This window comes from Mycolicibacterium novocastrense, from assembly GCF_001499835.1.
GTDB lineage: Bacteria > Actinomycetota > Actinomycetes > Mycobacteriales > Mycobacteriaceae > Mycobacterium > Mycobacterium novocastrense.
In genome coordinates, this window is sequence record NZ_LQIH01000034.1 from 1 (window position 1) to 25,346 (window position 25,346).

The 25,346-nt window shown below is 66.8% G+C and carries 24 protein-coding genes and 4 pseudogenes; 12 read left to right on the top strand and 16 right to left on the bottom strand.

What is annotated here, in order from left to right:
• The first annotated feature begins 101 nt into the window (after window positions 1-101).
• Window positions 102-938, top strand: a complete 837-nt coding sequence (locus tag AU072_RS27710; RefSeq protein ID WP_082697459.1) for a DUF222 domain-containing protein — start codon at window positions 102-104, stop codon at window positions 936-938.
• Here the strand turns inward: AU072_RS27710 and AU072_RS19785 are convergent.
• Window positions 893-1,996 (bottom strand): annotated as a pseudogene (locus AU072_RS19785) (DUF222 domain-containing protein); the annotation flags it as partial. The gene AU072_RS27710 and the pseudogene AU072_RS19785 sit on opposite strands and share 46 nt — an antisense overlap.
• 39 nt (window positions 1,997-2,035) lie before the next feature.
• Window positions 2,036-2,923: pseudogene (gene ppk2, locus AU072_RS19790) on the bottom strand (polyphosphate kinase 2).
• 65 nt (window positions 2,924-2,988) lie between these two features.
• Between ppk2 and AU072_RS19795 the strand changes: the two are divergent.
• Complete coding sequence (locus AU072_RS19795; protein WP_064415380.1) at window positions 2,989-3,606, top strand: rhomboid-like protein; 618 nt, start codon at window positions 2,989-2,991, stop codon at window positions 3,604-3,606.
• 52 nt (window positions 3,607-3,658) lie between these two features.
• Here the strand turns inward: AU072_RS19795 and AU072_RS28960 are convergent, their stop codons facing one another.
• Window positions 3,659-3,961: a hypothetical protein gene (locus AU072_RS28960; RefSeq protein ID WP_234787617.1), complete on the bottom strand. Its 303-nt coding sequence runs from the start codon at window positions 3,959-3,961 to the stop codon at window positions 3,659-3,661.
• A 231-nt stretch (window positions 3,962-4,192) separates the two neighbouring features.
• Window positions 4,193-4,285, bottom strand: a pseudogene (locus AU072_RS28965) (DUF2510 domain-containing protein); the annotation flags it as partial.
• 415 nt (window positions 4,286-4,700) lie between these two features.
• Here AU072_RS28965 and AU072_RS19805 point away from each other — a divergent pair.
• The gene (locus AU072_RS19805; RefSeq protein WP_064415566.1) at window positions 4,701-5,630 is read left to right on the top strand and encodes an NAD(P)/FAD-dependent oxidoreductase; all 930 of its coding nucleotides are present in this window, start codon (window positions 4,701-4,703) and stop codon (window positions 5,628-5,630) included.
• Here the strand turns inward: AU072_RS19805 and AU072_RS19810 are convergent.
• Entirely contained in the window at window positions 5,605-6,486 is an 882-nt protein-coding gene (locus tag AU072_RS19810) for an alpha/beta fold hydrolase (protein WP_064415382.1), read from the bottom strand. The genes AU072_RS19805 and AU072_RS19810 overlap by 26 nt on opposite strands.
• Before the next feature lie 45 nt (window positions 6,487-6,531).
• On the opposite strand from AU072_RS19810, the gene AU072_RS19815 reads away from it, so the two are divergent.
• From AU072_RS19815 to AU072_RS19825, 3 genes are read left to right on the top strand one after another with little or no spacing between them, the layout of a single operon-like run.
• Complete coding sequence (locus AU072_RS19815; protein WP_064415383.1) at window positions 6,532-7,140, top strand: TetR/AcrR family transcriptional regulator; 609 nt, start codon at window positions 6,532-6,534, stop codon at window positions 7,138-7,140.
• Window positions 7,137-8,663, top strand: a complete 1,527-nt coding sequence (locus tag AU072_RS19820) for an FAD-dependent monooxygenase (protein ID WP_064415384.1) — start codon at window positions 7,137-7,139, stop codon at window positions 8,661-8,663. Before AU072_RS19815 ends, AU072_RS19820 begins: the two co-directional genes overlap by 4 nt.
• A complete protein-coding gene (locus AU072_RS19825) occupies window positions 8,660-9,625 on the top strand; it encodes a quinone oxidoreductase family protein (RefSeq protein WP_082680765.1) in 966 nt (321 codons plus the stop codon). The genes AU072_RS19820 and AU072_RS19825 overlap by 4 nt, the downstream gene beginning before the upstream one ends.
• A 27-nt stretch (window positions 9,626-9,652) precedes the next feature.
• Here the strand turns inward: AU072_RS19825 and AU072_RS19830 are convergent.
• The 4 genes and pseudogenes from AU072_RS19830 to AU072_RS19845 form a co-directional block, all read right to left on the bottom strand.
• Window positions 9,653-11,733, bottom strand: a pseudogene (locus AU072_RS19830) (xanthine dehydrogenase family protein molybdopterin-binding subunit).
• Entirely contained in the window at window positions 11,730-12,716 is a 987-nt protein-coding gene (locus tag AU072_RS19835; protein WP_064415386.1) for an FAD binding domain-containing protein, read from the bottom strand. Before AU072_RS19835 ends, AU072_RS19830 begins: the two are co-directional and overlap by 4 nt.
• A complete protein-coding gene (locus tag AU072_RS19840) occupies window positions 12,713-13,228 on the bottom strand; it encodes a 2Fe-2S iron-sulfur cluster-binding protein (protein ID WP_064415387.1) in 516 nt (171 codons plus the stop codon). Before AU072_RS19840 ends, AU072_RS19835 begins: the two co-directional genes overlap by 4 nt.
• 38 nt (window positions 13,229-13,266) lie before the next feature.
• A complete protein-coding gene (locus AU072_RS19845) occupies window positions 13,267-13,539 on the bottom strand; it encodes a hypothetical protein (RefSeq protein ID WP_064415388.1) in 273 nt (90 codons plus the stop codon).
• A gap of 130 nt (window positions 13,540-13,669) precedes the next feature.
• Here AU072_RS19845 and AU072_RS19850 point away from each other — a divergent pair, with 130 nt between their 5' ends.
• From AU072_RS19850 to AU072_RS19865, 4 genes are all read left to right on the top strand, one after another.
• A complete protein-coding gene (locus AU072_RS19850) occupies window positions 13,670-14,218 on the top strand; it encodes a YceI family protein (RefSeq protein WP_064415389.1) in 549 nt (182 codons plus the stop codon).
• A gap of 142 nt (window positions 14,219-14,360) precedes the next feature.
• Window positions 14,361-15,911, top strand: coding sequence for a serine/threonine-protein kinase (locus tag AU072_RS19855; RefSeq protein WP_064415390.1), 1,551 nt, complete (start codon window positions 14,361-14,363; stop codon window positions 15,909-15,911).
• Between the two features lie 106 nt (window positions 15,912-16,017).
• On the top strand, window positions 16,018-16,479 hold the full coding sequence (locus tag AU072_RS19860) for a cyclic nucleotide-binding domain-containing protein (protein ID WP_064415391.1): 462 nt from the start codon (window positions 16,018-16,020) through the stop codon (window positions 16,477-16,479).
• Between the two features lie 58 nt (window positions 16,480-16,537).
• Window positions 16,538-17,923 carry a WS/DGAT/MGAT family O-acyltransferase gene (locus AU072_RS19865; protein ID WP_064415392.1) on the top strand — a complete coding sequence of 462 codons (1,386 nt, stop codon included), beginning with the start codon at window positions 16,538-16,540 and terminating at the stop codon, window positions 17,921-17,923.
• Here AU072_RS19865 and AU072_RS19870 read toward each other — a convergent pair.
• Complete coding sequence (locus AU072_RS19870; protein WP_235629843.1) at window positions 17,906-19,444, bottom strand: MFS transporter; 1,539 nt, start codon at window positions 19,442-19,444, stop codon at window positions 17,906-17,908. The two genes, AU072_RS19865 and AU072_RS19870, sit on opposite strands and share 18 nt — an antisense overlap.
• A 62-nt stretch (window positions 19,445-19,506) precedes the next feature.
• On the bottom strand, window positions 19,507-19,932 hold the full coding sequence (locus tag AU072_RS19875) for a lipoprotein LpqH (RefSeq protein ID WP_064415393.1): 426 nt from the start codon (window positions 19,930-19,932) through the stop codon (window positions 19,507-19,509).
• A gap of 120 nt (window positions 19,933-20,052) precedes the next feature.
• Here AU072_RS19875 and AU072_RS19880 point away from each other — a divergent pair, with 120 nt between their 5' ends.
• Window positions 20,053-20,862, top strand: a complete 810-nt coding sequence (locus AU072_RS19880) for a DUF1206 domain-containing protein (RefSeq protein ID WP_064415394.1) — start codon at window positions 20,053-20,055, stop codon at window positions 20,860-20,862.
• Window positions 20,863-20,920: 58 nt separating this feature from the next.
• A complete protein-coding gene (locus AU072_RS19885; RefSeq protein WP_064415395.1) occupies window positions 20,921-21,094 on the top strand; it encodes a CsbD family protein in 174 nt (57 codons plus the stop codon).
• A gap of 9 nt (window positions 21,095-21,103) precedes the next feature.
• Here the strand turns inward: AU072_RS19885 and arr are convergent, their stop codons facing one another.
• From arr to AU072_RS28360, 5 genes are all read right to left on the bottom strand, one after another.
• Window positions 21,104-21,532 carry an NAD(+)--rifampin ADP-ribosyltransferase gene (gene arr, locus AU072_RS19890; protein ID WP_064415396.1) on the bottom strand — a complete coding sequence of 143 codons (429 nt, stop codon included), beginning with the start codon at window positions 21,530-21,532 and terminating at the stop codon, window positions 21,104-21,106.
• A 193-nt stretch (window positions 21,533-21,725) separates the two neighbouring features.
• Window positions 21,726-22,667, bottom strand: coding sequence for an alpha/beta fold hydrolase (locus AU072_RS19895; RefSeq protein WP_064415397.1), 942 nt, complete (start codon window positions 22,665-22,667; stop codon window positions 21,726-21,728).
• Between the two features lie 290 nt (window positions 22,668-22,957).
• Window positions 22,958-23,656, bottom strand: a complete 699-nt coding sequence (locus AU072_RS19900) for a M15 family metallopeptidase (protein WP_064415398.1) — start codon at window positions 23,654-23,656, stop codon at window positions 22,958-22,960.
• A gap of 62 nt (window positions 23,657-23,718) precedes the next feature.
• Window positions 23,719-24,810 (bottom strand): hypothetical protein, encoded by a 1,092-nt coding sequence (locus tag AU072_RS19905; RefSeq protein ID WP_064415399.1) that lies wholly within the window; start codon window positions 24,808-24,810, stop codon window positions 23,719-23,721.
• A gap of 36 nt (window positions 24,811-24,846) precedes the next feature.
• Complete coding sequence (locus AU072_RS28360) at window positions 24,847-25,146, bottom strand: DUF732 domain-containing protein (protein WP_064415400.1); 300 nt, start codon at window positions 25,144-25,146, stop codon at window positions 24,847-24,849.
• Window positions 25,147-25,346 lie beyond the last annotated feature (200 nt).

Below are 25,346 nucleotides of genomic sequence, written 5' to 3' on the forward strand. Positions count from 1 at the left end.
TTCAAATCTCAGGGATCACCACGTGTCCCAGTCGGACCCTCGGACCTGCCCGTGAACTCACACAGAGGCTAAATGTCGGACCCTTCTGTGATGATGTGGTCATGTCGATCGCTTCTGCGGATGCCCAGGTGGATGTGGGTCCCCACGAGCGTTTGGTGGGCCTGTTGGAGCAGTTGGCCGAGTTGTCGGGACAGCGCAACGCCATCGATGGGCGCATCGTGGAAATCATCGCCGAGATCGACCGCGACGGTCTGTGGTCCACCGCCGAAGGTGTGCGCTCGGTCAAAGCGCTGGTGGCCTGGAAACTGGGCATGGCAGATGCCACCGCCAAAAACGTGGCCGCCATCGCCCAGCGCTTTGACGAGTTCCCGCGCTGCACCTCCCAGATGCGCCAGGGCCGCCTGTCGCTGGATCAGGTCGGGGTCATCGCCCAGTACGCCGGGGCGGGCTCTGATGAGCACTACGCCCAGATGGCCTCGGTGGCCACGGTCAACCAACTGCGGTTTGCGATCAAACTCGAACCGCGCCCCCAACCCGACCACCGTGACCCCCCGCGGGGCATCAGCAAGACCGTGGGTGAGCAGGCCACCACTTACCGCATCACCTTGCCGCACCTGGAGGCCGCCGCACTCGAGGCCGCCCTGCAATCACACCGCGACGCGCTCATCGGCGAGCACACCGCCGATCACGGCCCCGACACCGGTGCTGACACCCACGAACGCCGACAGCTCGGCGATCTACGGTGTCGCCCGCCGTTTCCCACCTTGGCCGATGCGTTCATGCGCATGGTGCACAGCGCCTGGGACACCGAGGTGGCCCGACGCCCCCACGATCAACACACCACCGCCATCGTGCACCTGGATCTGGACAAGCCCGCGGCCTGGCCGCATCTGGGGCCGGTGATGATGATCTGGCCGCGGTGGTGCATGCGGTGGTGATACGGGCACACCAGTATCAGGTTGTGCAGTTCGGTGGGTCCGCCGTCTTCCCAGTGCACGATGTGGTGGGCGTGTAGCCCGCGGGTGGCCCAGCAGCCGGGTACTTGGCAGGTGCGGTCGCGGTGTTCGAGTGCTCGGCGTAGTCGGCGGCTGATCACCCGCGTGGAGCGCCCCGATCCGATGAGTTGGCCGTGGCGTTGGAGCCACACTTGGCAGGTGGTGTCGCACAACAGCATGCGCCGCTCGGCTTCACAGAGCACCGGCCCCAGATGCGGCCAGGCCGCGGGCTTGTCCAGGTCCAGGTGCACGATGGCGGTGGTGTGTTGATCGTGGGGGCGTCGGGCCACCTCGGTGTCCCAGGCGCTGTGCACCATGCGCATGAACGCATCGGCCAAGGTGGGAAACGGCGGGCGACACCGTAGATCGCCGAGCTGTCGGCGTTCGTGGGTGTCAGCGCCGGTGTCGGGGCCGTGATCGGCGGTGTGCTCGCCGATGAGCGCGTCGCGGTGTGATTGCAGGGCGGCCTCGAGTGCGGCGGCCTCGAGGTGAGGCAGGGTGATGCGGTAGGTGGTGGCCTGCTCGCCGATGGTTTTGCTGATGCCGCGTGGGGGGTCGCGGTGGTCGGGTTGGGGGCGCGGTTCGAGTTTGATCGCGAACCGCAGTTGGTTGACTGTGGCCACCGAGGCCATCTGGGCGTAGTGCTCATCAGAGCCCGCCCCGGCGTACTGGGCGATGACCCAGACCTGATCTAGCGACAGGCGGCCCTGGCGCATCTGGGTGGTGCAGCGCGGGAACTCGTCGAAGCGCTGCGCCACGGCGGCCACGTTTTTGGCGGTGGCATCTGCCATGCCCAGTTTCCAGGCCACCAGCGCTTTGACCGAGCGCACACCTTCGGCGGTTGACCACAGCCCGTCGCGGTCGATCTCGGCGATGATTTCCACGATGCGCCCATCGATGGCGTTGCGCTGTCCCGACAACTCGGCCAACTGCCCCAACAGGCCCACCAAACGCTCGTGGGGACCCACATCCACCCGGGCATCCGCAGAAGCGATCGACATGACCACATCATCACAGAAGGGTCCGACAAATCCGGCGCGTCAATCCTCCAGCGCCCGGCCCACGATCAACGGGTCCGGCTCACCGACCACTTCGTCGTCCTTGTCGTCATAGTCGAAGCGCGACAACAGGTATCGCATTGCGTTGATTCGACCCCGCTTCTTGTCGTTGCTCTTCACGACGATCCACGGCGCATAGTCGGTGTCGGTCGCGACGAACATCTCCTCCTTGGCCCTGGTGTAGTCCTCCCAGCGGTTGACCGCCTCCATGTCCATCGACGAGAACTTCCACTGCCGCAGCGGATCGACCAGCCGGATGGCGAACCGTGTCCGCTGCTCGGCCGGCGACACCGAGAACCAGAACTTGGTCAGGTGCAGTCCGGAGTTGACCAGCATCTCCTCGAACGCGGGTGCCTGCCGCATGAACTCGGCGTGCTGTAGGCGTACAGAAACCCATCACCCTCTCCACGCCGGCGCGGTTGTACCAGGACCGATCGAACAGCACCATCTCCCCGCCCGTCGGCAGATGCTTGACGTACCGCTGGAAGTACCACTGCGACTTCTCTTCTTCGGTCGGCTTCTCCAGCGCGACGACCCGCGCGCCGCGGGGGTTGAGGTGCTCCATGAACCGCTGGATCGAGCCGCCCTTTCCCGCCGCATCCCGGCCCTCGAACACGATGACGTGCCGCGCTCCGGTGCGCTTGCTCCAGTTCTGCAACTTCAGCAGTTCGATCTGAAGCTGCCGTTTGGTCCGCTCGTATTCGTCGCGACTCATCCGCTCGTCGTACGGGTAGCGTTCACGCCACGTCTCGATCGGCTTGCCGTCACGATCGAGCAGTACCGGGTCGTCTTCGTCCTCGTCGTGACGGTGTATCCGTGGTCGTCGGTCGACAGCGCGTCGAGGTCGATCTCCGAGTCTGCAGTCGTCATCACCGGCTCCTAACGACGCTCGCCTACCCGCAAGCCTGCGTGGCTAATCGCGCTAATCTCAGCGGGTGCGGCTACTCCGCGCCGTCGCCGGCGCCCCGTTCAGCTTCGCGTGGCTGCTCGTCTTGCTCATCACGACCCGCGTGCAGCGCTCGGCAGGACATGGGGGGTCGCGACGGATCCAGCGCAGGAACTCCACGAACCTGCGCCGGCTGCGCAGCGAGCCCCATCGCGTGCTCACCACCAGCTTGTTCTGGCTCGACGACCACAGGTGGTGGCCCTACGTCCCGGTGTTCGTCGGTGTCGTCGCGCCGGCGGAGCGCCGGTTGGGTTGGTGGCGTTGGCTTCTCGTCGGGATCGGCGCGCACGTCGTCGCCACCTACGTCGGCCAGAGCTATCTGCGGTTCCTGATTCGGAAGGGTCGAGCGCCGCAGCGGCTCGAGAATGCCCGTGACGTCGGGGTGAGTTACTTCGTTCTCGGGGTGGCCGGTGCGCTGTCGGGTTACACCCGCAAGCCGTGGCGCTCCGGCGCTCAGACCGTGGCCGCGCTGGCGCTGGCCGGTAACGCCGCCGCCCGGCCCACGTTCACCGAAGTCGGCCACCTGACCGCGTTCCTCGTCGGCCTCGCGGCGGTTCCGCTCGCGCCCGACCGCGACGACCATCCCTACCCGGACATACAGGGCTGACTTACGACGGCAACCCGCTCAAGCAAGCGGATTCATGCGCCCTGCTCCGCGGTCAGGCCTCCACCGTGGGCAGACGTTCACCGTTGAACCGCGTCACGGGTGCACCGGTATTCGGCGGCGGGTACCGCCCGTAGATGCCCGCCGGATCGCCCTCGGCATAGAGCTTGCTCTCGTAATCGGCGCGCGCGGCCAGGACGTCACGGCGGTATTGCTCGCGTAACTCTTGGGCTTTTCGAGCCTCGGCGGTCTTATGCCTCCAGAACAGGAATCCGCCGGCACCGACCATCGGGACCAGCACGAGGAGCAGCCAGGGGTTCTCGGCAAGGATGCCGAGCACGATGAGTCCCAGAACCACGCCCGCAACAATCAATGGCGTCCGGGACCGCGTATCTACGTTCACACCACCGGGACCTCCGCCAACCGCGATCGATGATCCAGCCGACCCGCTGAAGATGGCGAACAGAATCCAAAACGGGAGCCAGAGGCCGCAGGAGAGAATCGTCAGTATTAAGTGCAGTGCATGGTTCGCTCCGCCGCCTGATGACACCGCCACAGCCACCGCCGTTGGTGGTGCAGCGCTCGGCGGCGGAGTAGGCGCAAAGTGCTGTGTCCACCGCTGACCGTCGTAATAGCGTTGCCCCGGTTGGCCGCTCGGGTCGGGAAACCAGCCCGCGTTCACTGCGCAAATCCTTTGGTGTCACAGCTTCCAGCGCGCCCAGCGCAGCACCGCAAAGCTAGCTTGGGAATCTCTTCTCGGCACACAGCGCCTCCCCTTCGGTTGTCCACGGTCATCGACAATGTGAGCACTGGTCCGGCTCCCGCGCCCACCCGGCACTGTTTGAAGCGCCCCGACAGCACTACATTCCCATGAGCGTTCGCGGACGCGACGCTGATCAGTTGCCCGGCACAGACGCTACGGAATACCGGGGCCCGGGGAATCAGGGGTTTCCCTATGAAGAATTTGCTGGCCCGGTCCGTCCGTCGACTTCACTTCAAGGCTCTGTTGACGATCGGACGCTCTCCGGGCATACCCCGCTGACCTCGGCACATCGACGCGAAGGTTTCACAACCTCCACCTCGGGAACGATGTGGCCATGGATTGGGAATGTGCCGTCGTCGGGGGAGGGGCCGCCGGGTTGAGCGCCGCCCTCGTGCTGGGGCGGGCGAGACGGCGCACGGTCGTCATCGACGCCGACGAACAGAGCAACCGCGCCGCGAAGGTGATGGGCGGCATGCTCGGCTACGACCAGCGTCCGCCCGCCGAGCTGTACGCCCAAGGACGATGCGAGCTGACGGCCTATCCCAGCGTCGAGTACCGGCACGGCCAGATCGTCAGTGGCCGCCCGGTCGACAACGGCTTCATCCTCGAGCCCGATGACGGTGATCCCATTCTTGCCAAGCGGGTGCTGCTCGCGACCGGCATGCAGTACTGCCCGCCGGACCTGCCCGGGCTCGCCGAGCTGTGGGGCACCTCGGTTTTCCAATGTCCGTTCTGCCATGGCTGGGAGATGCGGGACAAGCGGCTCGCCACCATGGCCGCCGGCGAAGAGGCGATGCACTCCGCGCTGATGCTTCGCGGCTGGAGCGACGACGTCGTGCTGCTGACCGACGGGCGCACCGACCTGTCACCCGCGGACAAGCAGGTGCTGAAGGCCGCCGACGTGACCATCGAAGACCGTCGAGTCGTCGAATTGCTCAGCGAGGACGGACAACTGAGCGCGATCGCGTTCGCCGACGGTGACCGGCTGGCCCGCGACGGGCTCCTCGTCGAGGCGCCCCTCAAACAACGCTCAGCGCTCGCCGAGCAGCTGGGTGCCGCGTGCACGCCGGGCCCATTGGCCGCCGACACCATCAGCATCGACCCGATCCATCGCACGGAGGCCAGCGGCGTGTTCGCCGCGGGTGATCTCTGCAGCGAGCAGCCCTACGTGGCAGGCGCGATCGCCGCGGGATCGAAGGCGGCGATGATTGTCGTGCAGAGCCTGCTGGCCGACGAGTTCAGCTTGCCGTACCCCCCGATCTGAGGGCCCCCGCGGCAATGAACTCTCGCAGTTCGTCGGCGAGGCGAGCGGGCTGATCCATCGGTATCAGGGTGTAGCTGTCGCCGATTTCGACCAGGCGGCCACGCGGGAACAGCGATGCCAGACGCCGGCCGTGCTCCGCCGGCATCACCTTGTCTTCGGTCGCCCACACCACAAGTGCCGGCCGGTCGAAGGTCCGAAGCTGATCGGTCAGCTCGCTCAATCGCGCGCGGCTGGGCGTCGAGCCGGCGAAGGTGCGCAGATCGCGCCGCACTCGGCTGTCGACCAGCGCTGGGCGAAACCATTGATCCATCACGTCTTTGGGTATCGGGTGCTTGGCCATCCAACCCCAGCCGCCAGGGGCGCGGCGGAACCAGCCGAACCGTTGAAGCTGCATCGTCAGCCACAGGACACCGGGGATTCTCGCGCTGGAGGCGATGGCCTTCCCCGGTAGTCCCGGCGGGAAGTTGTCGAAAGCTTCGCAGGCGACCAGGGCGAGTGCGGAGATTCGCTCGGCGCCCTCGGCGAGCAGGAACTGCGCACCTCCCCAGTCATTGAGCACCAGCGTCACGTCGCGTAGATCCAACCTGTCGATGAACTCGCCGACCAGTGCCGCGACGCCCGTATGGGTCACCAGCTCCCCACGCCTCATCGGCAGGCGGTGGCTGCCGAGCGGAAGCGTGGGACAGATGCACCGATGCGCCGGTGCTAACCGGGCAACAACGTTGTCCCACAGGGAGTTATCCATGTTGACCCCGTGCAGCAGCACGACGACAGGACCGTCGCCACCGGTATCCGTGTATTCGATGACCCCGCCGCTCAGATCGACCCGGTGTTCGGTTCGAGGAACGCTCCGCATGGCACCTCCTAGACAGACCGACCGTCGGTCTGTAGCGTAGGGCAGGTGCGGGAGATCAAGCAACCCGAAGTGCGAAAGAGCGAGATCGTCGGCGCCGCGCTCAAGCTGTTCACCGAGAACGGTTACGAGAAAACCACCGTCGCAGCGATCATCGGAGAACTCGGCGTCGCGAAAGGCTGCTTCTACCACCACTTCCGATCCAAGGACGAAGTGTTCGAAGCGTGTGTGCTGGCGGCTTCGCAACAGATCGCCGACACCTGGATAGCGGCGCTGACGGACCACTCGCGGACCCCGACCGCCCGCCTGATGGACTTCCACTTCAGCTACCGGGAACTGACCGACGCCGCCACCTCGGGCCTGATCGCCGATCTCTACTCGCGGGCGTTCACCGATATGCACCACCGCGTGACCGCGCAAGTCGTCGCCGACGTGCTACCCGCCGTGACCGCGCTGATCGACGAGGGCGTGCAACAGGGCGAATTCACCGTCAGCGATCCGCAGTTCACCGCTGTCGTCCTGCTCGGCGCCCTTCAGGGACTACATGAGACCTATGCCCCGATCACCGATCTGGACCAGACCGCGCACCGCCGCAAGCTCGTCGAGATGTTCGAGCGACTCCTGGCCGCCAAAATTCCCGCAGAGGAGGGTTCATGAATTCCGCCCACACCGATGTGCTGATCGTCGGTGCGGGGCCCACCGGCCTGACGATGGCCAACGAACTGGCTCGCCGCGGTATCCGCACCCGAATCATCGACGCCGCGACCGGGCCCAACACTGAGACGCGTGCGTTGGGCGTACAGGCTCGCAGCCTCGAACTCTTTGACCGGCAGGGGATCACCGAGCAGCTACTCGCGCGCGGGCTGAAAGCGCGAGTGTTCAACGTGTTCAGTGAAAACCGGCAGATCCTGCGAGCCGACTTCGCTGCTCTGCCGTCACCCTATCCGTTTCTGCTGATGATCCCGCAGAACGAGGTGCAAGAGGTCCTCACCGCGAACCTCGCCGCGCTCGGCACACACGTCGAGCACCGGGTCGAGATGGTCGCACTCACCCAAAACGCCGACCACGTAAGCGCCGAGGTGCGGCGCCCCGACGGCGGCAGCGACACGGTGCGGGCAAGCTGGATCGTCGGTGCGGACGGAGCGCACAGCGCCGTCCGACGACAGCTCGGGCTGCGCTTCCTCGGCTCGGCGTTCGAGGAGAACTTCGCGGTCGCCGATCTACGAATGGACTGGGATCTGCCCGGCGACGAGTTCTTCGCCTTCCTCAACCGGGGCAGATTCGTGGCCTACTTTCCGATGCTGCACGGCTGGCATCGGATTGCTGTCGCACAGAACGAGCGACCCGCCCCAACCGGCGACGTAACGCACGCCGAATTGCAGCGCGCCGTCGACATCTGTGCCCCACCGGGGGCCAAGATCGCGGAGATCAGGCAGGCTGGCCGATTCCGGATCAACCAGCGCAGGGTCGAGTCCCACTCGGCTGGAAGGGTTTCCCTCATCGGTGACGCCGCCCATATTCACTCGGTGGTGGGTGCGCAGGGGATGAACACGGGCATCCAGGACGCCTTCAACCTCGGCTGGAAGCTCGCGGCGGTGGTACGCGGCGAGGCCGACCAGGCGTTGCTGGACAGTTACGCCGCCGAGCGGGCGCCGGTCGCCCGCCGACTCGTCAAAGGAACCCGGCGCGTCACCCGGATGACCCTGCTGCGCAACCCGGTGAGCACGAAGATGCGCCGCACCGTCGCTCCGCGCATTCTGGCGCGTCAACCGGTTCAACGGGCCCTGCTGCGTGCGATCTCACAGATCGACGTGTCCTATCACGACGGATCGGGCAGCGCCCCCCATGGTCGGATCGCCGTCGGCGACCGCGCACCCGACGTGAAACTCAGCGCGCAAGAGGGCACCGCCACAAGACTCTTCGACCTGCTGGACACCACGCGGCACACTCTGCTGATATTGGGCAGAGCCGCGCCCGCCCCGACGGAGTTGCCCGATTGGGTACGCGTTGTCCAGGTAGCCGATGACGCGGTCAGCGCCGCCTATGACCTGCCAGACGGTGGCTACGTGCTCATCCGGCCGGACGGCTACATCGGTTACCGCAGCACCGAGAGCGGCCCCGCATCCGTGGGGGACGACGTGGATCGCGTTCTCGCCCAGCCTGTTCAGGAGGGAAGATGAGAGCCGTCTGGATGACCGAGTTCGGTGGACCGGAGGTGCTGCAAGTCAGCGACAGCGCGGTGCCGGTACCCGGACCGGATGAGGTGCTGATCGAGGTGGAAGCCGCCGGCGTCACCTACGGCGATGTGATGAAGCGGCAGGGCGCGTTCGGGACCTTCGACCTGCCCGCCGGGGTCGGGCAAGAGATCGCAGGGATGGTGCGCAGCTCCGGCCCCGGTGGGCCGGCAGTCGGATCGCGGGTGGCGGCGATGGTTGAGCACGGCTACGCCGAACTCGCCGTAGCCCAATCGGATTCGGTCGTGACGCTGCCCAACACGGTGGACAGCCGTGAGGCGGCCACCCTCTGGATTCACGGAGTGACCGCATACCAGACCTTGCGCCAAGCCGGGAGAGTCAGGTCTGGCGATACCGTGCTGGTGCACGCCGCCGCAGGAGGTGTCGGGACCCTCGCGATCCAGCTGGCGAGGTTGCTCGGCGCGGCGGTCGTCATCGGTACGGCGGGAACGCCGCGCAAACTCGACCATATTCGAGCGCACGGCGCCGACTTCGCTGTCGACTACTCCGAAGCCGGATGGGCCAAGACCGTGCTCGAGCTGACCGACGGGCGCGGCGTCGACCTCGTCCTCGACTCCGTCGGCGGTCAAATCTCGCTCGACACCATGGACGTAATGGCTTCGTTCGGTCGGATCGTGACGTTCGGAGCCGCCAGTGGAACCGCATCCACGTACCCCGGAATGGCGCTGATGGCACAGAATCTCTCCGTGAGCGGTTATTCGCTGATGGGTTGGCGCAGTCGCCCGGACACAATCAGTCAGGCCCTCGAGCAGCTCATCGCGTTTGTCGCCGACGACCGCCTCCGCCCGAGTGTTACCGAGTACTGCCTCGACGACGTCGTCGAGGCACACCGCGCCCTCGTCAATCGGCAGACCATGGGCAGCATCGTGTTGGTGCCGGCTCGCTAGCGTCGTCAGCAGGGTCGCCGTCCCGACCTAACCCAGCAGCGCGTCACACATCACGGGTAGGTCGCGCACCCGGATGCCGGTGGCGTGGTAGACGGCGTTGACGACGGCTGCGGCGGAGCCGACGATGCCGATCTCGCCCGCGCCGCGCGAGCCCATCGGGTTCGAGTGCTTGTCGACGTCGTCGAGCCACATCGCCTCGATCGCCGGGACGTCGGCGTGCGAGCTGAAGTGGTACGTCGCCAGGTCCCTCGTGACGATGTGGCCGAAGCGGGGATCACGCACGCTCTCCTCGTGCAGCGCCATCGACAACCCCATCGTCATGCCGCCGATCAGCTGCGAGCGCAGCGTCGCCGGATTGATCACCCGCCCGATGGAGAACACGCCGAGCATCCGAGGCACCCGGATCTCACCTGTGTACCGGTTGACCCGTGCCTCGACGAAATGGGCACCGAAGGAATACATCCCGAAGTTCGGCGCCTCTTCGTTCTCCGGCGCCTCGCGGTGGTGGTGACGCCGACGTCCGGGTGATCCCCGTGGTCGTGCCGGAACTGTTGTGCCGCAGCGACGATCGCGCGCCCCCACGAGCTGATACCCGACGAGCCGCCCTCGACCGACGCGGCGGGCAGATCGGTGTCGCCGATCTGCAGGTCGATCGCCGAGAGCTCGCAGCCCAGCGCGTCGGCGGCGATCTGACTCAACGCCGTCCATGTGCCGGTCCCGATGTCCACGGCGCCGATCGCGACCGTGTAGCGACCCCGAGCGACGCATTCGATGCGGGCGCTGTTACCCGGCTGGATCATCGCGGGATACACCGCGGACGCCACACCGGTGCCGACCAACCACTCACCCTCGCAACGGGTTCCCGGCTCGGGATCACGCGATGCCCAGCCGAACCGCTGCGCACCGGTCTGCAGGCACTCGACAAGGCGGCGGTCCGACCACGGATTGCCGGTCTCGGGGTCGACGGCGGGCTCGTTGCGGATACGCAACTCGATCGGGTCGAGGCCGCACGCGACGGCCAGTTCGTCCATCGCGACCTCGAGAGCGAACATGCCCGGACACTCACCGGGAGCGCGCATCCAGAACGGGACGGGCACGTCGAGGGCCGCCAACCGGTGTGACGTCTTGCGGTTCGCTCCCGCGTACATCATCCGGGTGGGAACCGCGGCCTGCTCGGCGAATTCCTTGACCGTGGCGGTCTGGGCGATCACGTCGTGGCTCACCGACGTCAACATCCCGTCACGCTCGGCACCGAGACGCAGGTGATGAATGGTGGGCGTGCGATATCCGACGAAGTCGAACATCTGCTGCCGGGTCACGGCGAACTTCACCGGTCGACCCGGAACCCGTTGCGCGGCCATCACCGCGAGCACATTGTGCGAGTGCGGGGCGCCCTTGGAGCCGAACCCGCCACCGACATTCTTCGCGATCACGCGCACCTTCTCGGGGTCGAGGCCGAACGTCGTCACCATCTCCTTGCGAACCACATGGACACCCTGCGTGGAATCCCACAGTGTCAGGGTTTCGTTGTCCCACAACGCGATGCATGCGTGTGGCTCCATCGGATTGTTGTGCTCGTGCGGGGTGGAGTAGGTCTGGTCGACGACGACGGGCGCGTCGCGCAGCGCTGCTTCGGCGTCGCCCTCGGCGGTGTCGGTCGGGTGGCCCGCGTTGACCTGCTCGGGTGCGTACAGCTTCGGATGGTCGGCACGCAGTTCGACGTCGTGCGGGGAAGCGTCGTACTCGACCTGCACCAGTGCCGCGGCCTGACGGGCGGTCTCGGCGCTCTCGGCCACCACCGCACCGATCAACTGGCCGCGGTAGTTCACCTGCGGTCCCTGAAGGATCGTGAGGTCGCCGTTCGAGGTGTCGGCCAGCCGGTGCTTGTCGAAAGCGGTGAGCACGGCGAGAACTCCGTCGACCGCCTCGGCCACCGACGAGTCCATCGTCGTGATCCTGCCGTTGGCGATGGTGGCCTGGATCGGATGAAGGTAGGCGGCGTTCTCGACGGCGTACTCGTACGCGTAGTCGGCGGTGCCGGTGACCTTGGCGGGCCCGTCGAGCCGGGTGACACGCGTGCCAATGACGCGGGGTTCGAGGCTGGTCATCGTTGCTCGCTCAGTTCGGTCAGGGTGGCGATGACGGTGCGGCGGGTCAGCTCGACCTTGAACTCGTTGCCCGGCAGCGGTTGTGCATCCTCGAGTTCAGCGTCCGCGGCCCGGCGGAACGAGTCCTCGGTGGCCGGCGCGCCCGTGAGGATCTCTTCGGCACGGCGGGCACGCCACGGTTTGTGGGCGACGCCGCCGAGCGCGATGCGGGCGCTCGTGACTGCGCCGTCGTCGACGACGAGTTCTGCGGCCACCGACGTCAAGGCGAACGCGTAGGAGGCGCGGTCGCGCACCTTGCGGTACGTCGATCGAGCGCCGTGCGGGGGCGGAGGGATCTCGACCGCGGTGATGAGCGCGCCGGGCGGTAACTCGGTGTCACGGTCGGGCCGGTCGCCGGGCAGCCGGTGGAACTCCGTCAGCGGCAGGCGGTGTTCGCCATCGCCGTCCACGAACACGACGTACGCGTCGAGCGCGGCCATCGCCACGGCCATGTCCGAAGGATGCACGGCTACACAGTGTTCCGAGGCGCCGAGGATCGCGTGGTAGCGCACGTAGCCGCCGATCGCCGAGCACCCCTCGCCCGGCGTGCGCTTGTTGCACGGTGTGGTGACGTCCTGGAAGTACACGCATCGGGTGCGCTGCAACAGGTTTCCCGCGGTGGTTGCGAGGTTGCGCAGCTGGCCGGAGGCCGCCGACAACAGCGCACGCGCGAGAACCGGGTAGCGGCTGCGGACCACCGGGTGGGTGGCGAGGTCGCTGTTGCGGACGTCGGCGCCGACGCGCAGGGTGCCGTCGGGCAACTGGTCGACATCGGAGAGGGGCAGGTGGCCGACGTCGACCACGAGGGACGGCTCGAGGATGCCGAGCTTCATGTGGTCGACCAGGTTGGTGCCGCCGGCGAGGAACACGGCGTCGGGACGGTCGGCGACCGTGGTGACCGCGTCGGCGACACTGGAGGCGCGGTGGTAGGCGAACGGGATCATCGGGCGGCCTCGCTGATGGCGGCGACGATGTTGGGGTAGGCGGCACACCGGCACAGGTTGCCGCTCATGCGTTCGCGGATCTCCTCGGCGGACAGCTCGGGCGGCTTCTCGAGATCGTCGGTGACGTGGCTGGGCGCGCCGGACTTGACCTCGTCGAGCATGCCGACGGCCGAACAGATCTGGCCGGGCGTGCAGTAGCCGCACTGGAAGCCGTCGTGGTCGAGGAACGCCTGGGCGACGGGATGCAGGGTGTCGCCGTCGCCGAGGCCGGCGGCGGTGACGATCTCGGCGCCGTCGTGGGCGACCGCGAACGCCAGGCAGGTGGTGGCGCGACGGCCGTCGAGCAGAACCGTGCACGACCCGCACTGACCGTGGTCGCAGCCCTTCTTGGGTGCGGTGACGCCGAGGTGTTCGCGGAGCAGGTCGAGCAGGGTCACGCGGTTGTCGACGCGCACGGAGTGCTCGGTGCCATCGACGGACACGGTGATGTCGGTGAAGTGGGCTGACTCCATCGCGTGGAGGTACCCGGGGGAGACGTCACGAAACGGCGCTACTCCTCGTGCAGCTTCTCCTCGAGGATCTTGTCCAGGTCGTCGATGAAGCTGTGGTGGTGGTCGTGGAAATAGCGATGATGGTGAACGGGATCGACCGGACGCTCCCATACGTGTTCGGGTCCGTAGCTCACGACGCCGTCCTTCCAGGTACCGACCGCCATGTGCTCACAGGGCAGGCGATAGATGATCCCGCCCTCGGCATTGGTCACCCAGTGGACTTCCTGTTCATCGAAGTTCTCGTCGCACTGCGGACACGTGATCGGGGTCATCGCTCACCGGTCCTTCCGTCCCCTTTCACTGAAGTGTCGCGTTCGCCCGATATCGACGGGTAGGGACAAAAGGCCTTAGTCGTGGTTGCGACAGTCACGATCAGTTTCCGGGAACCGCGACAATGAATGCATGAACGCTCAGACCTGGACCATGGATGAATCCGAGGGCCGCCTCGAGATCCGCACCGGTGTCGAGGGCCGGGCGGCAAAGATGGGTCACCGCCTGACCATCGCCCTGAACTCCTGGCATGCCACGGTCGGCTGGTCCGATGGCGAACCCGCCGAGGTGGCGCTCACGGTCGAGGTGGACTCGCTCGAGGTGCTCAGCGGTGAGGGCGGCGTGACGCCGCTGACCGGACCCGAGAAGGCGCTCGCGCGGTCGAATGCGCTGAAAGTGCTGAATGCGAAGCGGTTTCCGCGTATCGAGTTCGAAACCAGGGATATCAAGAAGATCGAAGACGGATACCGTCTCACCGGAACGTTGCAGATCAACGGCAAGACGCGCGACCAGGTCGTCGACGTGATCGTGCAGGACCTCGACGATGTGTGGCGCATGTCATGCGAAACCACCGTGCGGCACTCTGACTTCGGCCTCAAGCCGTACTCCATGCTGATGGGCGCGATGAAGGTCGCCGACGCGGTGACCGTCGCGTTCACCGCCGAGCGAAATAATCGGTAGCCTGGCGCACTGAGGAAATCGCCTGTGCTGCTGCGACATCGGAGTCGGCAGGCCACCCGCTGCGGGGAGCGGGTTACGTAGGACGGCGTTGCGGGAACACCACTGATTGCTGCGCTGGTGTCGAGAAGAGAAAGGATGGCATGTGAGCTCCCCGAAGGGCGGTTCCCGTCTGGGCACGCGATTCGGGCCGTATGAGCTGAAGTCTCTGATCGGCGTCGGCGGGATGGGCGAGGTCTACCGCGCCTGGGACACCGCAAAGGAACGGACCGTTGCCATCAAGCTGCTGCGCCCGGATATGGCGGCCGATCCCGCCTTCCAGGAACGTTTCCGGCGGGAGTCGCGCGTCGCCGCGCGCCTGCAGGAACCGCACGTCATCCCGGTTCACGACTTCGGCGACATCGACGGTGTGCTTTACATCGACATGCGCCTGGTCGAGGGGGCCAGCCTCAAGGAGTTGATCCGGACGGCCGGTCCGTTGCCGGCGACGCGGGGGGTGTCGATCATCGCCCAGGTCGCGGCCGCGCTGGACGCCGCGCATTCGAATGGGCTGGTACACCGCGACATCAAGCCCGAGAACGTGTTGCTGACCCACGACGATTTCGCCTACATCGTCGACTTCGGCATCGCGCACGGCGGCGGCGAAGCGAACGTCACCAAGACCGGCCTGGTGATCGGGTCGTGTGCGTACATGGCGCCCGAACGCATCAGCGGCGAACGGGGCGGCCCGGCCTCCGACATCTACTCGCTGACCTGCCTGCTCTACGAATGCCTAACCGGCCGGGCGCCGTACGACTCCGGCGATCTGCGCGAGATCATGGGCGCGCACCTGTTCTCGCCGCCGCCGCGGCCGAGCATCATGCGACGCGGCATCAGCCGGGCGTTCGACGAGGTCATCGAGCGCGGCATGGCGAAGAAGCCCACGGACCGCTACACGACGGCCGGCGAGTTGGCCAAGGCGGCCGCCGCTGCGGCCGAGCAGCCACCGGTCGCGATGCCGGTAGCCCCGCCACCGCCGCTGGCTCCGTCGACGCGCCAGTTTTCCGCGGTGGACCCAAACCCGGCGAGCACCCGCTATCCGCCGATGTATGCACCGCAGCCGCCGCCACCGACAAACCGCAAGCGTTTCGGTCCGGCGCAGGTTGGGCTGGTCGTGACGACGGTCGTGCTGTTCACCGCGGCGGTGGTGCTGGCCATGGTGCTGGCGTTCAGCGACAACGGGAGCGGTTCGGCGCCGCAGACGCCGCTGGCCGTGCCGCCGTCGACGACGACCGAGACGACGACCCCGCCCACGACCACCGCGCCGTCGACGACGACAACCACGACAACCACGACGACGCCGACGACCACCGGACCGCCGATCGCCGGGGTGTCAGGCACGGACTCGCAGGGCTTCATCGGGCACACCACGCGCTGCGACTCGGGGAGCACGCCGGTCGCGGCGATCCGGACGGCGCAGTCGCTGGCGGTGATCTGCGAAACGGGTGCGGGCAGCTATCAGTACCGCGGAGAGCGGCTGCGCGACGGGGCCAACGTGCAGCTCAACAACGCGCGACCGGTGGGTAACGGGTTCGTCGCCACCAATCCGGCCGACGGCGCGCGCTACGACGTGCAACCCGGCCTGCTGACGATCTCGAGCAACGGCAAGGTCGACTCGGCCGAACCCGCGCTGGAGTACGGCTCAGCGAACCGCTGACCGGCGACTTGTGCACATCTAGGCGCGCTCAGCGCTCGTTTCTGTGCACAAATCGCAGCAGGAGGACTACGGTTCGGCCAGGGAAACACCGTAGATCGGGGACCTCATGGACAACCGCAAATACGCCCGCGAAAGTGAACAGGCCCGCAGACAGGAAATCGAACAGGACGCCCGCCGTCTTCGCGAGTTCGAAACCTTCTCCAAGTTCTCCGACAGCGACCTGCGGCGCCTGGTCGAAGCCGCGCATCGCACGTCCACGTCGGGGCCATGGCCGCTGATCCAGGAGCAGACCCCGTCGGACGCCTGCTACATCCTGCTCAGCGGCGAGGTCGGCGTGTACGTCGGTCACGACCGCATCGCCGTCGTCGGCCCGGGCGAGGTGATCGGCGAATCGGTGTTGCGCCGCGGCGCGTTGCGCAACGCGACCGTGACGACGACGGGGCGGGCCGAGGTGCTCCACATCAACCGCGACGACCTCGCCCGCTTGGTCGACGAGATACCGGCGCTGCGCGAGGCGATGGACGCGACCGTAGCTCGCCATGCCCCACAGGCCACCAAGCAGGGCTGAGATCGACCTAACTGCGGTCATGGTTTGACGCGGGTGTCAACCCGGGTACGCCGCGTCAATGGAACGGCTCAGTGCGTTCGACGCGACGATGCTCTACAGCGAATCATCCAGTGTCCCACTGAATGTCTGTTCAATCGCGTGCCTTGACACCTCGACCATCCCCGGTGGCTACGACTTCGAGCGGGTTCGCGAGCACCTGGCCATGCGGTTGAAGGCACTGCCCGAATTGCGGGCAAAGCTCGCCAACAGTCAACTGAACCTCGACCATCCGGTCTGGGTCGACGATGACGAGCTGGACCTGGAGTATCACCTGCATCGCATCGCGCTGCCCGCGCCGGGAGGGCGCAACGAACTGGTCAATGTCTGCTCGCGCATCGCGGCGGCGCCGCTGGACCGCAGCAAGCCGCTGTGGGAGATGTGGGTGATCGAGGGCATCTCCGAAACCGACCCGTTCAACGCCGGGGACGTCGCGCTGATGATCAAGGTGCACCACGCCGCGGTGGACGGGGTGTCGGCGGCCAACCTGATCAGCAAGCTGTGCGACGTCGCACCCGACGGTCCACCACCCGAGCCCGTCGAGGGCTTCGGCGGCGCGAGGCCACTGGAGATCGCCGCCGATGGTCTGATCCGGGCGTTCATGCGTCCGTTGCAACTCACCAGGGCGGTGCCCGCGACGATGTCCACCATCGTCAGCACCATCACCCGCGCGCGCAGCGGCAAGGCCATGGCTGCCCCGTTCTCGGCTCCCGCGACCGTGTTCAACGCCGAGATCACCTCCGACCGCACCATCGCGCTGGCACAGCTTGAGTTCGACGACGTCAAGAAGGTGAAGAACGCGTTCGACGTCACGGTCAACGACGTGGTGATGGCGCTGTGCGCCGGCGCCCTGCGTCAGTACCTGCTCAAGCGCGGAGAGCTGCCGGACAAGCCGCTGATCGCGGTGGTTCCGGCGTCGGTGCACGACAAGTCCGACCGTCCGGGCCGTAATCAGCTGTCGGGCTTCTTCAACAACCTGCAGACCCACATCGAGGACCCCGCCGAGCGGTTACGCACCATCGCCGAATCCAGCTCGCGCGCAAAGGCTCACAGCGCCGACATCGCTCCCACGCTGTTGGCCGACGTGACTCAGGCACTGCCACCCGCCTTGTTCGGAGTGGCGATGGAGGTGCTGTCGCACACCCCGCTGAAGCGGGCCGCGATCCACAACGTGGTGATCTCGAATGTGCCGGGGCCGCAGGAGAAGTTGTACGCGATGGGCGCGGAGATGAAAGCGCTCTACCCGCTCGGCCCGATCTTCCACGGTTCCGGGCTGAACATCACCGTGATGTCGTTGACCGGCAAGCTGAACGTCGGAATCATCGCGTGCCGCAAACTGGTCAACGATCTCTGGGACCTTGCCGACGGTTTCGAAGGCGCGTTGGACGATCTACTGGCCGCTTGCTGAGCGCTTTGCGGGCTTGATCAACCACAGCGCCAGGATGATCGCGGCGACCGGACCGACGGCCATGATCAGGCTCAGGGTGTGGATGGCGTCGACGGCGTTGTGCGGGGCCTGCTCCACCACCAGCCGCGCCTGGTCGGGGTTGACCATCTGGGCTCCGTGACCGCCGTGCACCGTCAGCAGCGCCTCGCGTGTCTCGGCGCGCGTGATGCCGGACTGGGACAGGTCGTGCGCGCTGTCGGTGAGGAACAGGTTGATGCCGACGAGCGCGAAAAGCGCGGGCCCGAGCGAGTATCCGCCCTCGTTGACCGCGCTCTTGACCGCAGACACCGCGCCGCCGAGATCCGTTGGCGCGCTGCTCATCATGATCATCGCCTGCGGGGTGGTGACGAGGGCGCCGCCGACCACGATCAGCGCGGTGGTGATGAACACCGTCGTACGCGTCGTGTCGAGGTCGTAGAGCCGCATCGTCAGCAGCCCGCCGAGCATGACGATGAGCCCGGTGATCATCACCGTGCGGGGACTGAACCGGTTCGCGGTGGGGCCGGCGGACGTGGCGGCGACGGCGGCCAACGCGGTGGCGGGGATCAGCAGCAGGCCGAACAGTTCGTGGGACTCCTTGCGGACCGTGACGAGATAGAACGACAGCAACACCATCGACCCGCCGAGCACGATGTTGAACAACACACCGGCGGTCACGGCGGCGTTGAACCGGCCCGACCGGAACACCCGCATGTCGAGCGCCGGGTCCGTGGCGCGCAACTCCTGCATGACGAATGCGCATCCGGCCACCAGGCCGACTCCGATCGCCACCAGGCCGACGGTGTTGATGCCGGTTTCGATGCGCGAGACGCCGAAGATCAGTCCCAGCAGCGCGACGGCGAACAACGCCATGCCGAGCACGTCGAGCCGACGCCCCGCGCGCACCGTCTCGGGTACGAACCGCCACGTGACGAGCAACCCGAGGACACCGATGACCGGCGCCACGAAAAAGCAGGCGCGCCAACCGATCGCGTGACCGAGCATGCCGCTGATCGCGGGCATCGGGGTGGCGACGGCGTACCCGACGCCGAAGTAGGCGGCGATCGCCGCGGCCCGCCGGCCCGGGGGGAACACCGCGTTGGTGATCGCCAGCGACAGGCCGATCAGGAACGCCAGCATCACGCCGGCGCCCGCGCGAGCGACGATCAGCACCGCAGGGGCGGGCGCGGCGGCGGCGAGCACGCTGAACGCGATGGCCCCGGCCAGCCCGAGCAGATACATCCGCCGCATGCCGTAAAGGTCGCCGAGCGCGCCGGCGCTCAGGACCGCCGCCGCCATGGTCAGCGTGGCCAGGCTGGCGACGAAGGTCGCGGTGGATCCGGTGATGCCCACACCGCTCGAGACCAGTTGCAGGTTGGCCGAGAAGGTCGTCGGGTCGCCGATCGCGATCGCATAGCCCAGGCCCATCGCGAGCACCGTCATGACAGCGGCGAGCCCCGATACCTGACGCTGCTCGGCGTCGACGCGAGTACCGTCCGGCACGCGCGGGATGTTACCGGTGGAAAGGGCGCCCCATCATCCCTTTTGAAGCAGAGGTGACCGACTCAGCAGGGCGCTTTGATCTCGAAGGGCATCGTGCGGGCCTGGGCGGGATTGCGCCCGTCGGCGCCGACGACGGTGCCCGAGATGGTGTAGACGTTGCCCTTGGTGGTGGCCTCGGCATCACCGGTCTCACCGCCGGCGGCGCCGTTGATCTCGTTGACGTTCTCGATGTTGACGGTCCGCACGACGGGCGTATCACCGCCGAGCTCGAGGAACACCTGCGCGCTGCCCGTCTTCGCCTTGGCGTCGATCTGCATCGACCACTCGTGCTGGGTGCACTCAACGGACTGGGTGTCCACACCGGTGCCGTCGATGACGATCCGGCCGGACTGGGCGGGTTCCTCGCTCGGTGTCGGCCCCACCAGGCCGCACCCCGAAACGACGGCCACCGCCGCCAACACCGGTAAACAGTTGGACCGGAATCGCATCTGACACCTCCTGGCGTGGGGAGGTTACCCCGGCGGGGCGTCGCCGAGGGTGGTCATCGGCCGTTTTGCCGGAAAAGGGCCGGGGTAATAAAGCCGGGTGTCAGGCGGTCCGGCGGCAGCATGAGCTTCAAGGGCGCGGTCAACGATGCCACCGGAAGTCGCGTGGTCCAGTTCTTCGCGCGTGCGGGATATCCCGTCAGCGGGACGTTGCACCTGCTCGTGGGCTACACGATCCTGCGGATCGCGCTGGGCCTGGGCGGGGACGCCGACCAGTCCGGTGCGTTGGCGACGCTGGCCACCGAGGGCGGCGGGACCTTCTCGCTGTGGATCGTCGCCGGTGGGCTCGTCGCGCTGGCGATGTGGCGGTTCGCCGAAACGGTGTTGGGGTTGCATCCCGGTGAAAGTACCGAGGCGCACAAACGCGACTCGCCACTCATGAACCGGCTCAGGGCTTTTGGGCTGGCGTTGGTGTACTGCGCGGTGGCTTTCACCGCGATCCAGTTCGCGCTGGGCGCCAGGACGAAGGGCAGCGAGCAGACGTCCGGTCTGAGCGCGCGGTTGATGCAGTCCGACGGCGGCAAGGCGGTTCTGGTGCTAGCGGGGCTGTCGATCGCGGTGATCGGCGCCTACTTCGTCCACAAGGGCGCGTCGCGGAAGTTCCTCAAAGACCTCACCGTCCCGGGTGGCCGGTTGATCACGGTGCTGGGCATCTGTGGTCATGTCGCCGAGGGTTTGGTGCTGTTCGCGGCGGGCCTTTCCGTCGTCGTCGCGACCTACGTGAGCGATCCGGCCAAGTCCACCGGACTCGACGGAGCGGTCAAGGCGCTCGGACGCGCACACTACGGTGAGGCGATCTTGATCGTCGCGGCAACGGGTTTCGCGGCCTACGGGTTGTACAGCTTCGCGCTGGCGCGGTACTCCCGCATGTGAGGTTTTCGTCCGTCGCCGTCGAGGTATCCGAGGGGCAATTCGACTTCGAGGAGGAACGGTGAGCGCAACGGACAAAGCCAGAAACAAGGTCGACAACCTCGCCGGCAAGGCCAAGGAGGCCGTCGGCAACATGACCGGCGACCCGCGCACCCGCGACGAGGGCCGTGGGCGTCAGGCGAAGGCCAACTTCAAGGATGCCGGCGAGAAGATCAAGGACGCCTTCAAGAAGTAGTCACCTGGCTCAGTCGTAGATGACGGCCAGTCCTCGGCGCCGCAGGTCTTCCAAGCCGTCGAGCATGGCCTGAATCTGCTCGGGTGGATGGCCCACCCAGTCGGTGATCTCGCCGACGATTCTGACCGGTTCGCGGGTGCGGTACGAGCGCGTCGGGTTGCCGGGGAACTTCTTGTCGGTGACGTTCGGGTCGTCCTCCACGGCGCCGAGTGGTTCGACGATGTAGATGCGGCCGCGTCCCTCGCCCGGTGCCAGCTCGGCTCCCCAGGTGGCGGCGTCCAGCGTCTGCGTCACATAGACGTGGTTGGAGATGCGCCCGTCCTCGAAGTTCGAGGGGCGCCCCGGCACCAGCAGGTCGCCCACGGCGAGGTCGGCCTTCGTGCCGTGAAGGTAGGCACCAGAGTCGTGGACTTCGAACGGTTTTGGCGGGTTCGACACACTGCTCCTTTGTTCGTCGTGTGCGTGGCCGGACGATTGTGCAGCACGTCAGGGGCCTTGCCGCAAGCCCCACCCGCTGTCGTAAAGTGAGAGTGGGAGAAAGCCTGTCAGCTCGTGAATTCCTCGGCGGAAGCCGGTGCGCGTAGAGGGCCTGGGCAGTCGAATCCGGCGGGCATGCTCGGCGAAGTGGCGGTCATGGAGCGGAGTCGAGCTGGGACCGCAGATAACCGAGCACCTCGTCCGCGGTGGCGAAGCCGCCGAGGTGGCTTTCCTGGTGTCGCAGAACGAGTTCGGCGTTGGGCAACAGGTCGATGGCGGCCTCCGCGCACCGCAGGGGCACGATGTTGTCCGCATCGCCATGCCACCACCGCACCGGTGCGCTGACGTCGCCGAGCCGAAAACCCCAGTCGCGGCCGAAGAGTCGGGCGTCATCGACGATCGCCTGGAAGCGACCCTTGGAGATGAGGACGAGGTCCTCGATGAACATGCCCTCCATCTCGGAATCCTTGAGCACCCGCCGATCGCCCTCGGGCACCACACTGGCGTAGGCCTGGCAGACGTAGTGCGCGAGCGGCAACACCGGCAACAGCAACACGTGAACCGTTTCGGCGATGGGCCGGCGAAACCCGTGCAGGACTGGTGCGAATCGGCGGGCGAGGTCGATGGCGCCCGTGGCGAGGGCGTCGGGTCCCACCGACGGGACGACGCCGCCGAGCACCGCCACCGCGGCGACTCGGCTGGAAAGCGGCGGCACGGCGGCGCAGGCCAGGGCGTAGGGGCCGCCGCCGGACAGGCCCGCCACCGCGAGGCGTTCGGCGCCGAGGTCGTCGGCGACGTGCGTCATGTCCGCCGCCCAGTCCGCCACGGAATCGTAGGGGTGGGGGTCGGAGAGGCCGGTTCCCGGGCGGCCGATGACGATCACGCGCAGGTTGAGCTTCTCGGCGGCGCGGCGACCGAGGAGTGGGAACTGGCGACGGCCGCCCGGCGTGCCGTGAAACCACAACACCGGGTCACCATCTGGGGCTCCGAACTCCGCGAAACCGAGGCGGCGGCCGCCGGGCAGGTAGAAGCGCCCCTCGGCGCGGGGCTTCTCGACCCGAGGGACGCGAACCGGGTGGCGGACCAGGTTGACCATTCCGGCTGAATCCTAAGCACGCCCAGTCGGCGTCCGGTCGGAAATGGGCTATTCGGTGACCGGTGGAAGAGGCTCCTCCGGACGAGCGAGATCGCTTGGCTGGCAGCGCTGATCGGGATAGGTCTCGTGATGGTAGGGGTACTCGGAATTCAATTCCCAGGGAAACGGCATACGCTCTCCATCGGCGTGGGCAACAGCCCATGACGCTACGCACCGGTTAGCAGTGTCGGGTAACTATCCGATATGGAATGGGTCGCGAATACAGAACATGAATTCTTGTGTGCCTGAGTTCATTCGGGCCGCTCGAAGTGCTGGTAATCCTTGGGCGTGCGCCAGTTACCGCCCCATGTCCAGCCGCGGTCGGTGAAGATCCGCACCGCGGGATCGCCGTCGTGCAGCAGGCCCGGGTCGATGCGGGTGCGGTCGAGATAGGGTCCGGCGTTGGCGGGCTGGAGGTCCCCCGCGTCGTCGATGTAGGGGTTGAGAAGGGGATTGATGTCGATGGCCCGGCCGTAGGCGTGGTGGGACCAGTTGCCGGAGCCGGGGATGTCGCGGCAGTTGAACGCCGAGGTGTTGTTGTCGCGCATGGACAGCTCGTCTTCGGCGCCCGGGTAATGATCGGGAGTCTGCATCTTCTCGATCGGATACTGCGCTTGGCGGAGCTCTTCGAAGATTTCGATCACCTCGGGTACGAGGGTTTCGTGCACAATCAACTCGCCGCGGTGTGTCTGGAGATCCATTCCGAGGTAGTCGATCTCAACCCGTCGCAGTCTCTCAGGCTCCAGGGGGCAACCGGGACGCCAACTTTCGCCGAGTTCGGCGGCGGTGACCGGCAGAACGTGGGCAGGTGTCGGCTGCGGAGTGGTCGACGGCGGGGGAGGTGGCGCGGCGGCTGTGGTCTGCGTAGTGGTGGTTGTGCTCGGTGGCGGCGTGGACTCGGCCGGCGGTGCGGGCGACTCGCACTGCACCAGCAGGGCGGCCGCCGCCATCACGACGACTATCCGACGACGGCGGTGGGCCACCAATGGATCGTATCCGCGTGGGGCGGCGATCAGTTGTAGTCCGTGCTGCCCTCGACGGCGTGAGTGGTGCTGATCAGCTTCGCGAAGCAGTGATCGCGGTCGAAGTCGTTGCTCCTGCACCACGCCAAGGCACCGTCGGCGGTCGGGAACGTCGCCCCGGCGACCGTCACCCAGAAATCCGAATGGGAGAAGGTCGACCAGTCTCCGGACCACAGCAACCGAGCACCGGGGTAGGCCTGACGAAGCCGCTGGTGTTCGGAAAGGATCGCCGAGGCTGTCCACGTGCGTCCCTCGGCGACTAGTCCGAGCCGCTTGGAACTCAATTGCGGCACCCAGGTATCGGCGATGGTTGCCAGGACCATCGGGCGATCGCTCGCGGCAATCGCGCGAAGTTGATTCCCGCTTGCGGTTTCGGCGTCGGGTTGTGAGGCCGGGTACGTCGAGGGCGCGGGCCGTGTCGTGGGACGGCTGGTGCTTTCGATGATGTGGGCCATCAGCGACGGTACGGTCGTCGATCCGCCGATCTGGGTCTCGTAGGTCGTCGCCCCCTGCACCTCGACGTACATCGTCACCCTGTCCTTCTGGACGAAGTCGGCGACCATGTCCGCGTCATGAGCGGTGACCAAGGTGTTCTGGTCGTAGTCGTAAACATTCGTCATCGGCGCTGGCCCGGTGTCCGCGCGGAACAGCGTCGTGCCCGTGGCGGAGTCGAACTGAGTGATCACCCCGTATACGACGATCTTTCGGCCGGCCCACGCGTCGGGATCCTTGGCCATGAGCGCGAACTCGCGCGCGGTCAGCGATCGGTATGTCGACCGGTCCAGGCGTGTCGGGTCGTGGGCAGGCCGCGGCCCGGCGGGCTCTTGCGGGACCGTGGGCGCCGGTGCGCTCGCGACGACGGTCGGGGACGGATCCGGCGAGTCGGTGTCGGTGGGCCCGTTTCCGCTGAGCTGAAGACCGACCAGGACGCCGACCGCCAGCACGAGGACCGCGACGCCTCCGGATAGTGAGGCGGCGACGACGGGATTTCGCTTGGCGCGCTTGGGGTCTGAATCGTCATAGCCATCGGGCCACGGGACGGTCGGCTGCTGATGGTCGTAGTACGGGTTGGGGTAGACCATGGTGGTGTCCTTCGGGAGTGTCGGATTGGCGCGCGGCTAGCAGAGGTATGTGTTGGCGGCGATCACCACTGCCTGGGCTTGCGTGTAGGTGACGTTGTTGTTCCAGGCCACGTTGTCGACGGTGGTGTTGAGCGGGACCCACATCGACTTGTCCGCGCATATGGCGTAACCCAGGCGCAGCAGCGTGACGTAGTTGCCGTCGGTGGGCGTGATGCCGAGGCGGGACATGGCGTTCAGGTAGCTCAACTCGTCGGCGGATGCCGATGCGGCGGTTCCGATTGCGGTGGCGGTGCCCAGGGTCAGTGCCAGCGTGAGGCCGGTCAGCAGTTTTCTCATGGCTGTACTTCTTGGTCGTACGGGTTCGTGCGGCGGATGCGTCGACTTCGGGCGAGACGCGATCGCGTAGCGGTGCGACGTCGTGTCGGGCCGTGCTCGTGCTCGGCGCGACACGGCGAAGACGGTCGCGTTGAACGTTGCTGCGGCGAATCGTGGCGCCAGTCTTAGCCGGCGCATCATTTGTCTGTTCACTTGTGCTT

What these genes read in the sequence shown, in the direction of transcription:
- AU072_RS19900 (WP_064415398.1), bottom strand. Translation starts at nt 23,656, where the DNA reads ATGGCGGCGGCCGCCCTGCTGGTGCAGTGCGAGTCGCCCGCACCGCCG.
- AU072_RS27710 (WP_082697459.1), top strand. Translation starts at nt 102, where the DNA reads ATGTCGATCGCTTCTGCGGATGCCCAGGTGGATGTGGGTCCCCACGAG.
- AU072_RS19805 (WP_064415566.1), top strand. Translation starts at nt 4,701, where the DNA reads ATGGATTGGGAATGTGCCGTCGTCGGGGGAGGGGCCGCCGGGTTGAGC.
- AU072_RS19850 (WP_064415389.1), top strand. Translation starts at nt 13,670, where the DNA reads ATGAACGCTCAGACCTGGACCATGGATGAATCCGAGGGCCGCCTCGAG.
- AU072_RS19840 (WP_064415387.1), bottom strand. Translation starts at nt 13,228, where the DNA reads ATGGAGTCAGCCCACTTCACCGACATCACCGTGTCCGTCGATGGCACC.
- AU072_RS19865 (WP_064415392.1), top strand. Translation starts at nt 16,538, where the DNA reads ATGGAACGGCTCAGTGCGTTCGACGCGACGATGCTCTACAGCGAATCA.
- AU072_RS19860 (WP_064415391.1), top strand. Translation starts at nt 16,018, where the DNA reads ATGGACAACCGCAAATACGCCCGCGAAAGTGAACAGGCCCGCAGACAG.
- AU072_RS19875 (WP_064415393.1), bottom strand. Translation starts at nt 19,932, where the DNA reads ATGCGATTCCGGTCCAACTGTTTACCGGTGTTGGCGGCGGTGGCCGTC.
- AU072_RS19820 (WP_064415384.1), top strand. Translation starts at nt 7,137, where the DNA reads ATGAATTCCGCCCACACCGATGTGCTGATCGTCGGTGCGGGGCCCACC.
- AU072_RS28360 (WP_064415400.1), bottom strand. Translation starts at nt 25,146, where the DNA reads ATGAGAAAACTGCTGACCGGCCTCACGCTGGCACTGACCCTGGGCACC.
- AU072_RS19845 (WP_064415388.1), bottom strand. Translation starts at nt 13,539, where the DNA reads ATGACCCCGATCACGTGTCCGCAGTGCGACGAGAACTTCGATGAACAG.
- AU072_RS19835 (WP_064415386.1), bottom strand. Translation starts at nt 12,716, where the DNA reads ATGATCCCGTTCGCCTACCACCGCGCCTCCAGTGTCGCCGACGCGGTC.
- AU072_RS19895 (WP_064415397.1), bottom strand. Translation starts at nt 22,667, where the DNA reads ATGGTCAACCTGGTCCGCCACCCGGTTCGCGTCCCTCGGGTCGAGAAG.
- AU072_RS19905 (WP_064415399.1), bottom strand. Translation starts at nt 24,810, where the DNA reads ATGGTCTACCCCAACCCGTACTACGACCATCAGCAGCCGACCGTCCCG.
- AU072_RS19810 (WP_064415382.1), bottom strand. Translation starts at nt 6,486, where the DNA reads ATGCGGAGCGTTCCTCGAACCGAACACCGGGTCGATCTGAGCGGCGGG.
- AU072_RS19825 (WP_082680765.1), top strand. Translation starts at nt 8,660, where the DNA reads ATGAGAGCCGTCTGGATGACCGAGTTCGGTGGACCGGAGGTGCTGCAA.
- AU072_RS19880 (WP_064415394.1), top strand. Translation starts at nt 20,053, where the DNA reads ATGAGCTTCAAGGGCGCGGTCAACGATGCCACCGGAAGTCGCGTGGTC.